Source organism: Arthrobacter sp. Sr33 (genome assembly GCF_054511195.1).
The window spans coordinates 51476-64710 of record NZ_JBTNDD010000012.1; the positions used below are offsets into that span (position 1 = coordinate 51476).

General features: G+C 64.8%; 13 protein-coding genes and 1 tRNA gene. 7 read left to right on the plus strand and 7 right to left on the minus strand.

Going from position 1 to position 13235, the window contains the following annotated elements:
- Positions 1-184 precede the first annotated feature (184 nt).
- The 4 genes from ACX80T_RS14755 to upp all read right to left on the minus strand — a co-directional run bounded on the left by ACX80T_RS14755 (position 185) and on the right by upp (position 7522).
- Positions 185-2800: a helix-turn-helix transcriptional regulator gene (locus tag ACX80T_RS14755; protein WP_133185459.1), complete on the minus strand. Its 2616-nt coding sequence runs from the start codon at positions 2798-2800 to the stop codon at positions 185-187.
- Positions 2797-5253 carry a helix-turn-helix transcriptional regulator gene (locus tag ACX80T_RS14760; RefSeq protein WP_459304812.1) on the minus strand — a complete coding sequence of 819 codons (2457 nt, stop codon included), beginning with the start codon at positions 5251-5253 and terminating at the stop codon, positions 2797-2799. The genes ACX80T_RS14755 and ACX80T_RS14760 overlap by 4 nt, the downstream gene beginning before the upstream one ends.
- A gap of 275 nt (positions 5254-5528) precedes the next feature.
- Positions 5529-6368 carry a winged helix-turn-helix domain-containing protein gene (locus tag ACX80T_RS14765; protein ID WP_019482336.1) on the minus strand — a complete coding sequence of 280 codons (840 nt, stop codon included), beginning with the start codon at positions 6366-6368 and terminating at the stop codon, positions 5529-5531.
- A gap of 518 nt (positions 6369-6886) precedes the next feature.
- Positions 6887-7522: a uracil phosphoribosyltransferase gene (gene upp / locus ACX80T_RS14770; RefSeq protein ID WP_019482335.1), complete on the minus strand. Its 636-nt coding sequence runs from the start codon at positions 7520-7522 to the stop codon at positions 6887-6889.
- A 23-nt stretch (positions 7523-7545) separates the two neighbouring features.
- Here upp and tadA point away from each other — a divergent pair, with 23 nt between their 5' ends.
- The 3 genes from tadA (at position 7546) to ACX80T_RS14785 (ending at position 8758) form a co-directional block, all read left to right on the plus strand.
- Positions 7546-8031: a tRNA adenosine(34) deaminase TadA gene (gene tadA / locus ACX80T_RS14775; protein WP_019482334.1), complete on the plus strand. Its 486-nt coding sequence runs from the start codon at positions 7546-7548 to the stop codon at positions 8029-8031.
- Between the two features lie 113 nt (positions 8032-8144).
- Positions 8145-8630: a pyridoxamine 5'-phosphate oxidase family protein gene (locus ACX80T_RS14780; RefSeq protein WP_024475469.1), complete on the plus strand. Its 486-nt coding sequence runs from the start codon at positions 8145-8147 to the stop codon at positions 8628-8630.
- A 43-nt stretch (positions 8631-8673) separates the two neighbouring features.
- Positions 8674-8758: transfer RNA gene (locus tag ACX80T_RS14785), tRNA-Ser, on the plus strand.
- Between the two features lie 92 nt (positions 8759-8850).
- Here the strand turns inward: ACX80T_RS14785 and ACX80T_RS14790 are convergent.
- Positions 8851-9261, minus strand: coding sequence for an arsenate-mycothiol transferase ArsC (locus ACX80T_RS14790; RefSeq protein WP_024476777.1), 411 nt, complete (start codon positions 9259-9261; stop codon positions 8851-8853).
- Positions 9262-9403: 142 nt separating this feature from the next.
- Complete coding sequence (locus ACX80T_RS14795) at positions 9404-9790, minus strand: DUF2256 and DUF3253 domain-containing protein (protein WP_024476778.1); 387 nt, start codon at positions 9788-9790, stop codon at positions 9404-9406.
- A 54-nt stretch (positions 9791-9844) separates the two neighbouring features.
- On the opposite strand from ACX80T_RS14795, the gene rlmH reads away from it, so the two are divergent.
- The 4 genes from rlmH (at position 9845) to ACX80T_RS14815 (ending at position 12616) form a co-directional block, all read left to right on the plus strand.
- Positions 9845-10297, plus strand: coding sequence for a 23S rRNA (pseudouridine(1915)-N(3))-methyltransferase RlmH (gene rlmH, locus ACX80T_RS14800; protein WP_459304832.1), 453 nt, complete (start codon positions 9845-9847; stop codon positions 10295-10297).
- A gap of 108 nt (positions 10298-10405) precedes the next feature.
- Positions 10406-11020 (plus strand): hypothetical protein, encoded by a 615-nt coding sequence (locus ACX80T_RS14805; RefSeq protein ID WP_116778377.1) that lies wholly within the window; start codon positions 10406-10408, stop codon positions 11018-11020.
- A 98-nt stretch (positions 11021-11118) separates the two neighbouring features.
- Positions 11119-11856, plus strand: coding sequence for a YcnI family copper-binding membrane protein (locus ACX80T_RS14810; RefSeq protein WP_116778376.1), 738 nt, complete (start codon positions 11119-11121; stop codon positions 11854-11856).
- A gap of 85 nt (positions 11857-11941) precedes the next feature.
- Positions 11942-12616 carry a DUF4232 domain-containing protein gene (locus ACX80T_RS14815; protein ID WP_116778375.1) on the plus strand — a complete coding sequence of 225 codons (675 nt, stop codon included), beginning with the start codon at positions 11942-11944 and terminating at the stop codon, positions 12614-12616.
- A gap of 24 nt (positions 12617-12640) precedes the next feature.
- Here the strand turns inward: ACX80T_RS14815 and ACX80T_RS14820 are convergent, their stop codons facing one another.
- The gene (locus tag ACX80T_RS14820; RefSeq protein ID WP_026041013.1) at positions 12641-13177 is read right to left on the minus strand and encodes a hypothetical protein; all 537 of its coding nucleotides are present in this window, start codon (positions 13175-13177) and stop codon (positions 12641-12643) included.
- Positions 13178-13235 lie beyond the last annotated feature (58 nt).

Sequence of the window (13235 nt, forward strand, 5' to 3'; positions counted from 1 at the left end):
GGCGAGGTTCGTTGGGGAGTCCCTCCGCCGCCTCCGGCTCTAAGCTTCAGTGCTGGTGTCTGCACCGACCTGGGAATTTCTTCCCTGTAATCAACATAGGCTGCGAACCGCTTACCATCACTACGCAGGTACTACCCGACTTTTCGAAGACGCTACGTAGTTTTTTCCTTTTCTGGATCCGCCGCTACGGTGAACGCTTTCCGATGTCCTTCCGGGACGACAATCCCAGCTTTGTGAGGACGCTTTCCACGTGCCCGTCGACCGTCCTGATCGACACTCCGTATTGCTTGGCGATCTGCTTGGCGGTCTTCCCGGCAGCGACGTCAGCGGCGATGGTTGCCTCACGCGAGGTGAGGCGGGTGGCGTGACGCAGCGACGCCAGCTGGGGGTGTAGCCGCTGAAGTTCGGGGTCGAGCCGAGCGAGCAGCTTCGAGGCACTACGCACCACCTTGCTGTTCGATCCCGGCGACTGGGTCAGCAGGACCCCCAGACAGACCGGAACCAACAGGTCCTGCCCCCGGTCGAGGCAAAACTCTGCTGCGTCAACCAGCTCGCTCACGCTTCCGGAGGCGAGCGCGGTCAGCACTGTGTGAAGGCTTTGGGCGCGCGGATCAGAAAGTCCAGCGGTACGTTCGATGGCGACGTCGACGGCGTCATCGGCGCCGATCTGCACCCGCAGGACACTCAGCTCGGCGCGAATCTGCGGATTTGCTGCCTCAACCGGGATCAGTCCGCGCTGACGCGTTGAGGCGCTGGCCGGAGCCTCACCCACCACGGCCATGTAGGCTTCGGCGAGCATCCGGCGTTCCGGCGGTCCGAGGTGGGTAAGCCTCCGGTACTCCCCCACGAAATCGCTCAGACTCGGATCGCCGATAAGCCACGCCGTATAGGTAGCAAGCGCGGCGGCGAGGGGCCTGAACTGCTTGATGTCGCGTGCCCGGAGAACCACAACAGCTGTCCTGAAGTGCGCGAGTGCGGTCAGGGGCCGTCCCCTCCGGAGCGCTGTCAGCCCCTCAACCAGCTCCCAAAACCCGGTGAACCGCTTGATCCAGGGAGCCCGGCGGGCCGTCACCTTGGTTTGGAGTGCCGCCAGCTCGTCCCAGAAGCCGCCTCCGGCCAGCAGGAACATCAGCCGGGTCACGATGTATCCGCCATGGTTGCGCAGGTGCTCATGATCGAGCACCAGGTCCAGCGCGAGGTCCAGTTCTGCTGCTGCGCCCAGGAGGTCGCCGCGCCGGTAGAGCAGCTCACCCGAGACGAGATGCCAGCAAAGCGCTTCCCGGGGATCCTGCGGCACCCCGGTTGCTTCGACCACCGGGTTCTTGGGGATGATTCCGGCGGTGAGCTGCTGCAGCTCGCGGCCCAGCCGCACGATCAGGGTGCTTTCGTAGGCCTTGCCCGCCGGGCCAGTCGCTGTGTGACGCCGGATCGCCTCGGAGAGTGCGGATGCTCCCAACCCCGTGGCGAGATTAATTTGAAAGATGAAGTGGATCACCGAGATCAGGACCTCGGATCCGGGATCGCTGAGAACGAGCCGTCGGAGGCGCGCCAGGGCGAGGTCGGTTCGGCCGTTATAGAACTCGGTGCGTGCACGCTGCACCTCTGCAGCTGCAAAGACGCCGGAGTGGTCCGCTGCAACATCGGACGGTAGCCGGCGGAGCAGGAGTTCCGCCGTGTCTGGCTGGTCGAGGCGGTTCGCCATCGTGGCAGCGGTCAGCACCTCATGGTCGTCGACGGTGACCCCGACTGACAGTTTCCACAGCACCCGGTGGATGATGCCCGGGGTGTTCGTGAGGTCGGTGAGGTGCTCGTGGACGTTCTCCCAGAGCCGTCGGGACCGGAAAGGTTCAACCTGGTGCCGGATAGCTGCGCCGAGGATGGGCGGCGCCGCGCGCAGCCAGATCGTCCCGGCATCTTCTTCCCTGGAGAGCGCACCCTCCAGCAACAAGGCGTTGACCGGGTCCACCCCCCAAAAGTGGACCGCCACCTCGACCGGTATCTGGTGGGCGAGCGCAACAGTCAGGAGAACGTCGGTCTCCTCCGGAGCATAATCGGCGATCAGGCTGAAAATGCGCTCGGCCATCCGGTCGGTCAGGCTGAGTTCACGCGGCAGGATCCAGACGCCGTCGCGCAGTTGGATCAGGTCCTTCAGTTCGCCGTCCCGGGTCACCATTTCCAGCAGGACCGGACTCCCACCGATGACGTCGCAGACCAGGGTGCTGGACAACATCGGGAGGGTGGCTCCCAGGATGGAATCGAAGTACTCCCTGACGTCGGCGGCGGTCAGCACCGGGATGTGAACCTCCTCGATAAAACCGTCAGCAAGGACGAGTTCCAGGTCCAGCGGTAGCTTGCTGCGGGGGCCGCTCCGGATCAGCAAGCCGACCGAGGGCGACTCGGCGAGCCTAGTCAACAGGGCGATACTCGCCGAATCGAGATGCTCCGGTCCACGCACCACCACAACACAGCTCCGCCCCCCAGTCAGTCGCTGGATCCGATCGCGAACCGCGGAGAGGACGTCCAGCTCCGACTCGAAGTCGATGTCCGGAGAATCCTGGAGCAAGGGTGCCAGCGGCGCGTACGGAACATCCGAAAACGACTCCGTTCCCTGCACACTGACCGTATAAAAGGGATCGGCGGACGCAAGAACGCGCGTGAGGAGGAAGTCCCCGCCGAAAACCGTCGACGTCGTGAGGAGCAGCCCCCCAGAGCGGGCGGTGACGAGTTCCCGTCCCGCGGCGTGGAGTACCTCGTCGAGGATGCTCCGTGTCAGCTTGCCGGCGGGGGACACCCTCTTCACGCACCGCCCGATTCGGCGGCGCCATCCGGTGACTGCAGCACGAGCCGCAACTGCTCGCGGGTGGAGACACCCAGTTTGCGGTAGGCGTTTTGAAGGTGGCGTTCGGCTGTCCGCGGTGAAATGCCAAGGACTGCGGCGATCTCCGAGTTCTTGCTGCGGGACATAGCGAGATCAACCACCTGACGCTCTCGGCGGGTCAGCATCGAGGTGTCCTCAGGCATGGTGGGGCGGGAATCCGAACCAGGCACCAGTACCTGCGCAGCCCGCTGGACCTCGGGTTGTTTGATCCTGCCAGCAGCCCGCGAGGCGAGAGTGGCGGCCACGGCCGACAGTCCGACGTTTCCGTGGCGGGCGGCGACCTGCGCTGCCCGGACGAGGGTAGCTGGATCGCCGGCCAGCAGACCTTCGGCGAGGAGCCCCAACTGCCGAGCCAGTGGGCCCGACGTGTTTCGGGCGCACCGTTCGAGGCGCTTGAGGTCCAGTTCGTTGAAATGGTCAGCGAGGGCAGCCTCCGTGTCGCCTTCCCCCTGCAAGAGCACCAGGGAACCCAGCGCGAACAGCTGCAGCCCAAACAGGCCGGTGAGCTTCCTGTCCCCCGCCAATTCCTGCAACCCGGTGGCCGGTGAACGGCCTGAGCCTTGCAGGGCGAACAGGTCCGCCGACCGTTGGATAAACCAGGCGAACAGGTCAGCGGGACGCGCCGCACTACGATCTCCGGCGATGACGCCGTCCCGCGACTCTCGGGAGATCAGGCGTGGGAGCGACAGGGTCGACTGTTCGCCAAACAACAAGCGGCCTGGCCGTCGCAGTACGTGCTGGGAGAGCATGTCAGTGAGCACCCGCCACTCGCCGTTGAGGAACAGCACCCGGTAGTGGGCGGTTTCACCAAGTTCACGCACGACGGCGGACCGGACGCTCCCAGCCACGAGCCCGCATTCGATGGTCATGAGTCGTGCCCGCGCCGAGTCTCCACACGCGGCATAGGCCTCCGCGGCCAGCATTGTGACCAGGTAGCGGGCGTCCGAACCCGAAGGAAAACTGTTCGCGCGGAAGACGTACAACAGGGCGGGGTAGTTGCCGGTCCGCCGGTGAATCAGCAGCTGCCGCAGCGGGTCCTCGGTCAGCTGCTCCGGGTCCTCATCCCAGGCCACATCATCGGCCGCGAAGACAGACCGGACCAGTTGGCTGATTGCCGCGTCATCGACGGCCGGTGCGGTCGACGCCTCCGGCGCGTCGGCCTGACCATCCAGGGCACGCCGGCCCTCCTCCACCTGCCCGAGGAACCAGTGGGCTTCCGCTTGCACCCGGGCCGAGAGTTCAGTCTTCCGTTTCACGGCGGAAACCAGATCGAGGGCGATGCGGGGGGAATAGGCGCGCATCGCGTCGTCGGCGGCGTTCAGGAGGGCCGTGTCATTGACCTCGATTCCGCGTTGGAGCGCCCAAACAATGTTCGCGCCCGGTGGGCGTACCCCTCGGAGGGCCATCCCGGGCTCCACGATTTCGGTCCAGATCTGACGGCTTCTGGCGTCCCCCAGAGTCTGCCGCAGAATGTGGGCCAGCCCTTTGCTATGCAGCCAGTAGGTGTTTCCGCCGTCGCGGGCGTCCACCATGCCTTCGCGCTGCAGGTGTTCGAGTGCCCGCATATCGCAGTGGCGTGCCAGCACATCAATGTGGACTGATCCGGCCGCAGCAAGTACTTCCAATGCGGCGCGTTCATCGGCGTTCAGCCGCGATTGCAGCACCGCCAGGCCGCTGCGCAATGAGCTACTGGTGAAGGGCTCGGCGTAGTGGGCGGTGGTGCGCCAGAGTCCGTCGACGTGTGCAATGTTGCCGTTCTCGCGACCATGCGCGGCGAGCATGGTCAGAATCCTTGCATTGCCTCTGGAATGGGCGTGCAGCGAGTTAACAACCGAAGTCGAGACCTCGCCCCCGAGGAAGCGCTCGATAACCTCCCTACCCTCGGCAACCGATAGCGAGGAAAGGGTGAGGGCTTCCATGGTGCGGCTGTTGACGGCCGCGCGAAGTTCGGGGGTGTCCTCGACCCGGTTGCAGGAGACCAGGAGGGTTACCGAGGGCATTTCCAGCAGCATGGTGCACATGGCCCTGCTCTGCGGGTCGAGGAAATCGAAATTGTCGATCAGGAGGATCACCGGGCGTTCAACGGCCAGCTTCCTCAGCCGCTGGGCGAGCTGGGCGAACATCACGGCCGGGTGTGGGACCGTGCCTGGACGGACCCTGACCAGGTCTGCGAGCGCCAGGTATGCGGTCTTGGTGCCTCGGGGGGTTCCGCGGAGGCGCACAATGGTTCGGTCGGACTCAAGCGACCGGGCAGCGATCTTCAGGGACTCCGTTTTTCCGGAACCGAATTGGCCTTCGACGACCACCGACACTCCGCGACGAAGCAGCACCTCCAGTTGCGAAAGCAACTGGCCGCGGGTTCTGTCCCCAGTCATACCTATCCCCAATGTGGCGAGTGTGGAAATGGGAACTGGCAACTACTACCGCCTCGTCACACACCATCCCGAACACCCGCCAGGGCGCAGGGAATCGTATAGTCTTCCGCTTCTGCAGCCACTGGTTACCCGGCCCATCTCATCTTGAGGGCGACTGACTCCCAACAGTCACCCCGATGATGAGATTGCCACAGGTTAGCACTTGCCGCTGCGGTTTGGTACCCCTGGTGGCGGTTTTGCTATCGGCTGGCGGCGGCGATTAGGCGCTGACCCGACTAGATGGAGTATTCGGGGGCGGCCCAGACGATGACTTCAGGGTGCTCGTAGAACCGGTAGCCCTGCCCCCTGACCGTTCGGACGGTGTTCGCGAGCCGCCCCAGCTTGGAGCGAAGACGGCGAATGTGGACGTCGATGGTGCGCTCGTTGGGCACCTCTTCGGCATTGCGCCACAACCCACTGAGAAGTTCCTCACGGCCAACTGTCCGGGTCGCGTTTTCGACCAGGTAGTTGAGGAGTTCGAACTCCTTGAAAGTGAGGTTGAGCGTGTCGCCGTCGAGGTGAACCTCTCGCCGGGACAGGTCGATAAGGACACCCGTGGGTCGCGGTGCGGCAGGCTGGGCCGCCTGAGCGGGGACGCGCCGGGTAACTGTGGGGTCGCCGAGAGCCTGCCGGACGACGTCGATATCGCTTCCCACGGCGTCGGCGGGTGCCAGCGCCACAGCAGCGTGGCTTTGGGCCTCTGGGACGACGGACCGAACGTAGGCCCTGACGTCCTGGGCCAGCTTGGTCAACGTGGTGCCGCAGGTGGCAGCGATTCCCTCATCCAGTGCGACATATAGCACGAAGCCGCGCGCGGTGGTATCACCGGTCACGGACTGGGGGCCGGGCACTCCGTTCGGGGTGACTACCGGGGTGGGCGCCGTATCGGGGTGGGCGCTGTCCAGTGGGCCAGCCACGGCCTGGAGGGGGCGGTACCCGGACGCGGCCTGGTCCTGCGCCGGAACCTCGCCGTAGGGGACGAAGGAGGGGCGCGACTGGTAGGAGCGGCCCTGAAGGTTGGCGCGGCTCTGTGCGTTGCGGAGAGAGATGTGGACGTATCCGGATGCTACTGACATATATCGCTTGCCTCTACGTGAATGGCCGTCATCACGGCACGAATGCGGGGGTATGCCCGAGTCGAGATGGCTTCAATGGAGCCCGCCGTTGGGCTAGGAGTGCGTAAGGGGTGTGGGTAAGCCGTTACGCGTGCATTCGACACCAGCGCGTGGCACTCGCAGGCTGTGCGCCTGCGGTTGATGCTGCAACTGGAGATGCCGATGAGTGGGTAAACACGTTACAAATTATTGCACGTCACATTCCTTTACGCGCAAGTAACAATGGTTTGGGGTGCGGCCAGTCGCCCTTTTCCCGCTGCGATTCCGCCGGTGCGGACCAAATTCCCCGCTCTGGGTGAGCAACCTGGAAATCGGTGGGCGACATTCCGCTCACCCAGGCCCTGGTTGACCGCCTGAGTCGAGCTTGCCCACCGGAGCAGGGCGCAACGCCGTCGCACACAGGCTCACCGAACGCGAAATCGGTCAACGACGACGTCGACGGCGGCGCCCCCACGCAGCTGCCGCGATCGAGGCCGCGACTAGCCGACGACGCCGTACAGGCGGTCTCCCGCGTCACCCAGTCCGGGCACAATGTAGGCATTTTCGTTGAGCTTCTCGTCAATGGAGGCCAGCACGATGGTCACGTTGGCGTCCTCGAGCTCGGCCTGCAGTGCGGCAAGGCCCTCGGGTGCGGCGAGGAGGCAGATGCAGGTGACATCGGCGGCGCCGCGTTTGAACAGGAACTTGATCGCTTCGCGCAGGGTGCCGCCGGTGGCGAGCATCGGGTCGAGGACGAAAATCTGGCGGCCGGTGAGGTCGTCGGGCAGCCGTTCCGCGTAGGTGATGGCCTCGAGGGTCTCCTCGTTGCGGGCCATGCCCAGGAAACCCACCTCGGCGGTGGGAACCAACCGGGTCATGCCTTCCAGCATGCCCAGGCCAGCACGAAGAATGGGGACGACGAGGGGGGTGGGCTTCACCAATCCCGTCCCGATCGCGGTAGTCACCGGCGTTTCGATCTCGACGGGCTCCACCCGGACATTGCGGGTTGCCTCGTAGGCGAGCAGCGTCACCAGTTCCTCGGTCAACTGCCGGAACACCGGCGATGCCGTGTCCTTGTCCCGGAGGACGGTGAGTTTGTGGGCTACAAGGGGATGATCTACAACCAGTACGCGCATAGCTCAAAAGTATCATTGGGGGCATGCCGCCAAACCCCCTCGGAACCGACCCGCTCCTTTCCCAGTGGATGGGCCTCGCACTGGATGCTGCACACCGCGCCCTGGAGACGGCGGATGTGCCGATTGGCGCCGTCGTCGTCGCCGCAGATGGCACGGTACTGGGGACCGGCTGGAATGAGCGTGAAGCGACCGGGGATCCGACAGCCCACGCCGAGGTGCTGGCCTTGCGCCGTGCCGCGGCGACCACCGGCAACTGGCGGCTGGACGGGTGCACCCTGGTGGTCACCCTCGAGCCGTGCGCCATGTGCGCCGGCGCCTCGGTGCTGGCACGCGTCCCGCGCGTCGCGTTCGGGGCATGGGACCTCAAGGCGGGCGCGGCAGGGTCGGTTTTTGATGTGCTGCGGGAACGACGGCTCAACCATTGGACCGAGGTTGTGCCCGGGATCCGCGAAGACGAGTGTGCCGAGTTGCTGAAGGACTTTTTCACCGCCCAGCGCAACGAACGGTGACACCGTCGGGCAGTGCCAGCGGATTTCGCTGGAGGCTAAGCCGGTATCGCTGACCTGAGGTACTGCGTAGGCTGACTAAATCCGGTAAGCCGCATAGTTAAAAGGAGCACTTGATGACCTCGCAGCAGGATGGCATGAAGGAACTACACAAGGTTTTGAAGGATGCAGACATCGCAATCCTGACCACCATCAACGGTGAGGGCCAGCTGGTCAGCCGCCCGCTCGCCGTGCAGAAGGCCGAGTTCGACGGCGATCTGTGGTTCTTCACGGAGGACCCCTCGCCGAAGTCCGCGGAAATCCGCACCAATCCGCAGGTGAACGTGTCGATCAGCAGCGGCAAGGGCTACGTATCGATCACGGGCACCGCGTCGCTGACCAAGGACCGCGCCAAGATCGACGAGCTGTGGAGTGCTTCGGTGGAGCCGTGGTTCGAGAACGGCAAGGACGACAACTCGGTGGCCCTGATCAAGGTCGACGCCGATACCGCCGAATACTGGACCCTGGATTCCCCGAAGATCGTCTCGGCTTTCAAGATCGCCAAGGGTCTGATGACCGGTGAGCGCGCCGATCCAGGCAAGAACGACGTCGTCGATCTCTAGCGTTTTGGGGCTTGGGCCCGCCAACCGGTAAAGTAACTGCGTTGGTGACGTGTCCGAGCGGCCGAAGGTGCAACACTCGAAATGTTGTTTGGTGAAAGCCAACGTGGGTTCAAATCCCACCGTCACCGCGAGTGAGTAAGGCCCCGGTTCCCTTGTAAACAAAGGGAACCGGGGCCTTACCTGTTTCCGGCGGGCGTACGCTGCCCTCGAAACGGGTTCGTCAGCTCGGGGAAAGCAGCCGTTCCCTCAGGCCCTTCACCCGGGCGTGGATGTCGTCGCGGACCAGTACCATCCGGTCACGCCCTTCGATACCGCGCAGGGAAGGTTCATCGGTTTCCCAGATTTCCACCTCAACGCCTTGGACTGCAGGGACCTTTGCTTCCCCGCCGAGAACCACGACGAGCCCGGCGGCACGCATGTCCTCCTCGGTCAACAGGGTGGGCTGCTCCGCTGAAATGTCAACACCGAGGTCTGCAAGAACCTCAGCCGAGAGTGCGTTGATGGCGGTTCCGGGTTTGGTGCCAGCAGAACTGACTGAGATCCCATCACCTGCTTCCAACCTCATGAGGCCTGCGGCCAGCTGGGATTTGCCGCCGTTCTTGACACATACGAACAGCACTGATGGCTTCATGGGTACCAGTCTTTTTTCGTCGGGATCGGTCATCGCGCCTCACTCTTTGTGTTTGCACCCTGAGAGGGCGGCTTCATTCGATGGCGCTAGACTACGTGATGGCATCGACAGTTGTCGATGTCTGGTGCGGGGGTCGACCCGTCTACCGCGCCCGCCGGATGCGGAATGGCCCTTTGGCCGTCGAGGGATCGACCACTGAGCCTGCCTGGGTGATCTGAACCTGGCCGGCAGCGACCAGCCTCCGGGCCGCCCGTCGCGCGGGCTCCTCCAGGCGAGACCCGTCATCGCCACCCACCGCACGCGCTGCATCGGAAGGGTAGATGGTCGGCGCCGCAGCCAGCAGGCTAAGGATTTTGGCTTCCAGTTCCTGATCGGTGGGGGTGACCCCCCGGCGTCGACAGGCGGTCGAGCAGTAGCGCACCTCAGCCCAATTCGCCGCCCATTTGGCGCGCCACTCCATCCGTCGCCCGCAGGACACGCAGGTCTTGTCGTCGGGTTCCTGCGTGGTTCCGCGCTGTCGGTGGGCCATAACTTCATTGTCCCCGAGACGCAGGGGCACCCTTGTAGGGTGTCACCTGTGGCTATGCGGATTCTGGCGGTAGGTAAGAAGCACGAGGCGTGGGTCAGTGACGGCATCGCGCGTTACGAGAAGCGCCTCAAGAAACCCTTCGACCTGAGCTGGCAGCTCATTCCCCACTCGGCCCGGAAGAACGACGCCGCCCGCCGCGAAGAATCCGAACGGCTCCTCGCGAAACTCACGGCCAACGACTTCGTCATCCTGCTCGACGAACGCGGCAAAGCCCTCAATTCCCCCGGCCTGGCCCGGACCCTCCAACAGCCCATCGACAACGCCCGGACTGTGATTTTGATCATCGGCGGCGCATACGGGGTTGACCCGTCAGTCCACAGTCGCGCCAACCTGGTGTGGTCGCTATCCCCCCTGGTCTTTCCGCACCAGCTGGTCCGGCTGATCCTCGCCGAACAGTTGTACCGCGCGCAGGAGATCGTAGCCGGGCGCCCCTATCACCACGAGTAACACCCTCACCAAGCCGTCCCCCACCCGGCGTCGAATACCCTTGGGTAGGGCGGGTAGCCCTTCAGCCGTAGTACGAGTGCGGACAACCACTGGACCTGAGGGAGGATCATGAGCGGCGCACCGGCTTCGCATCGTCTGGTCCGCTCCTCGGTGACTTCAGCAGTTGTCCTCGCCCTTGCTGCCGGGGCGCACGTTATTGGTGGGGGAAACCTCCCAGCCCCGTTGATCGTTGCCGTGCTGGGGTCGGCAACGCTCTTGGCAGTGACAGTCATCTCCAAAAAGGCATTATCGCTACCCGCCCTCCTTCTCGTTCTCGCTTTGGGGCAATGGCTCCTGCACCACGCGTTCAGTCTGACGTCGACGACGGCGGCCTGCGTCACCGCACCCGCCACCCACTACGCCGTCCAGGCGGTCAACTGCATGCCGAATGGTGCGCACGCGCACCCCGCCGCCGCGCACACCGACCTCTGGATGCTCACGCTCCACGGCGTCGCCGTCGCCGCCACCGGGTTCATGCTCCACCGGGGCGAATCCGCCCTGCACCTGGCAGCCGCCTGGCTCGTACCACTACTCCGACTGCCCGACGTCGTCATCGGCGTCCCTGTCCCACGAATGCCCCTGTTCCCGCCGGCACCGGCGCTCCGTTCGGTACGCGCCCTGCGCGACACTCCCGCGCTCCGGGGGCCACCGCACCTGCCCGTCCCCGTCTTGCTGCCTGCCTGAACCTTGTTGCCACGGGGGCAACCGCCTCATCACAACACCCATTTTTTGCTGACCCTGCGAGCGCTGTGCGCCCGGGCAGCATCCTGAAAGGCATTCCCATGAACGCTTCATCACGCCGGACCGTCACCACCTCGGCACTCGCCGTTACCACCGCGGGCCTCATGGCCCTCGGTCTCGGTACGGCCTCAGCCCACGTCAATGTGAGTCCAGCCAGCACCACTGCGGGCGGCTACACGCAACTCAACTTCTCGGTACCCAGCGAATCGGACACGGCCCTGACCGAGAAAGTTGAGGTCCAGCTGCCCACCGATAACCCCTTCACCTCGGTGCGTGCCAAACCGGTAGAGGGCTGGACCGCCGAGGTCGTCCGCGGCGAGCTTCCCGAGCCCGTCGAGGTCGACGGCGCCACCATCACCGAGGGCGCCCTGTTAGTGGTGTGGACCGCGGACAGCGAAGGGGACTCGCTGTCCGCCGACGAGTACCAGGTCTTCTCGCTGTCAGTGGGGCGGCTACCCGAGGCCGGAACCACTGTCACGCTGCCTGCCATCCAGACGTACTCCGATGGCAGTGTGTCCAGCTGGGATGAGGTAGCCGAGGAAGGTGCCGAGGAACCCGAAAGCCCGGCACCCTCCTTCGTCACCACCGCCGAGACCGCGGAAGGCGGGCACGGCCACGACGCGTCAGCCACCGATGAGGCCGACGCCGCCGATACTGAGCAGGCTTCCGCCACCGAATCAACGGCAACCCAGCCCGTGATTTGGGTGGCACTGGCCGCCGGCCTGCTCGGTCTGGCAGCGGGCGTCTTGGCCCTGGTCCGGAGCCGCGGCGCCAAATAGCAGTCGGTAACGATCCCTGCGTCAATCGGTCGTCTCATTAGTGCGGCCGATTGACGCAGGGGCAATCACCGGCGAAGGTGAGTCCATGGGTATCCACACACGCACTTCGTCCAAAGCCGCTGCCGTCCTCGCGGCCATCAGTTCCATCGCGTTGGTTGCGGGATGTGGTGCGTCCAGTTCCACCGAGCAGGAATCGACGCCCGCTCCGGAAGCCACCACCTCCGCCGCTCCGACCACGGAACCGACCGAGGAAGCCAGCGAATCCCCCTCCCCGGAGGCTTCAGCCACCCCGACCGAAGAAGCGTCGGAAGAGCCCACCGCAGCCGAGCCCGAGGACGACGGGAGCTGCACCGCTGCCGATTTGGCCGCCACAGTGGAAACACCGATGGGTGCTGGCAGCGCGGGTACCGCCGCACGCAACCTGATCCTCTCGAATATGTCGGACGAGGAATGCACCATGACCGGCTACCCGGGAGTGTCCTACGTCGATGCATCAGAGGCGCAGGTCGGCGCCCCCGCCGACCGGGAACCCGGAGCGGAGTCCCCCACCGTGGTGTTGGCGCCGGGCCAGTCCGCCATCGCCACCCTGCAACAGACCAATGCCCAGAATTACGGTGACGGCTGCAGCATCACCGAAACCACCGGTGTCAGGGTCTACCCACCAGGTGCCACCGACTCGCTGATCGCGGTCCAGGAATCGGTTGGCTGCGCGGCCGAGGACATCATCCTCATGACCGTTGGCCCTGTCACCGCCATGTAGCCCAGATACTGCCGGGAACCAGTCTTAGCGGAAGACTGGCGATCGTGAGTCAGTGGTGCCGTCCGATGCCCGACGCTCGCTGAATAATAGGTGCCTCAACCGTCCAGCGGCGAGGGCGAAAATCGCTGCGGTGAGGAGCTGGAGCGTCAAGGTCAACCAGGTCTGCTGGCCAACGACGGCGGCGACGCCGGCCAGCGCCGCGAAGGCTCCGGCGGTCACCATTACCCGACCCCGTTCCAGCAGTCCGTAGGTGACCAGACCCGCGCCCAGAACGATCCAGCCGCCAAGCCCCCGGAGCGCTTCGATTGATCCGCCGAGCAGCGCCGCGAGTTCCAGAACCACCGCCAGAATCAGGTAGGTGCCCGAGTTGGCGTTGATCGCTGGCGGGTTGCGCACCAGCCAGGGCGCCGCCAACAGGATGAGGATCAGGGTCGCCACCACAAAGTAGGCTGCCACGGCGCCAGTGTTTTCACCGGCGATCAGGCTGGCCACCGCACCGCCCAGAAAAAGAGCAGACACACCGGCCATCGGAACCCAGTTGTTTCCTACCTGGCCTCTCATGGGTGAGCCTTTCCTGCTGCAGTTGGGGCGTTCTACCTTGAAAGCTACCCTCCATTTG

Bases quoted from the DNA above. Each gene is read 5' to 3' on its own strand.
- rlmH (WP_459304832.1), top strand. From the start codon at position 9,845: ATGCGGATTCTGGCGGTAGGTAAGAAGCACGAGGCGTGGGTCAGTGAC.
- ACX80T_RS14820 (WP_026041013.1), bottom strand. From the start codon at position 13,177: ATGAGAGGCCAGGTAGGAAACAACTGGGTTCCGATGGCCGGTGTGTCT.
- upp (WP_019482335.1), bottom strand. From the start codon at position 7,522: ATGCGCGTACTGGTTGTAGATCATCCCCTTGTAGCCCACAAACTCACC.
- ACX80T_RS14815 (WP_116778375.1), top strand. From the start codon at position 11,942: ATGGGTATCCACACACGCACTTCGTCCAAAGCCGCTGCCGTCCTCGCG.
- ACX80T_RS14780 (WP_024475469.1), top strand. From the start codon at position 8,145: ATGACCTCGCAGCAGGATGGCATGAAGGAACTACACAAGGTTTTGAAG.
- ACX80T_RS14790 (WP_024476777.1), bottom strand. From the start codon at position 9,261: ATGAAGCCATCAGTGCTGTTCGTATGTGTCAAGAACGGCGGCAAATCC.
- ACX80T_RS14765 (WP_019482336.1), bottom strand. From the start codon at position 6,368: ATGTCAGTAGCATCCGGATACGTCCACATCTCTCTCCGCAACGCACAG.
- tadA (WP_019482334.1), top strand. From the start codon at position 7,546: ATGCCGCCAAACCCCCTCGGAACCGACCCGCTCCTTTCCCAGTGGATG.
- ACX80T_RS14810 (WP_116778376.1), top strand. From the start codon at position 11,119: ATGAACGCTTCATCACGCCGGACCGTCACCACCTCGGCACTCGCCGTT.
- ACX80T_RS14795 (WP_024476778.1), bottom strand. From the start codon at position 9,790: ATGGCCCACCGACAGCGCGGAACCACGCAGGAACCCGACGACAAGACC.
- ACX80T_RS14805 (WP_116778377.1), top strand. From the start codon at position 10,406: ATGAGCGGCGCACCGGCTTCGCATCGTCTGGTCCGCTCCTCGGTGACT.
- ACX80T_RS14760 (WP_459304812.1), bottom strand. From the start codon at position 5,253: ATGACTGGGGACAGAACCCGCGGCCAGTTGCTTTCGCAACTGGAGGTG.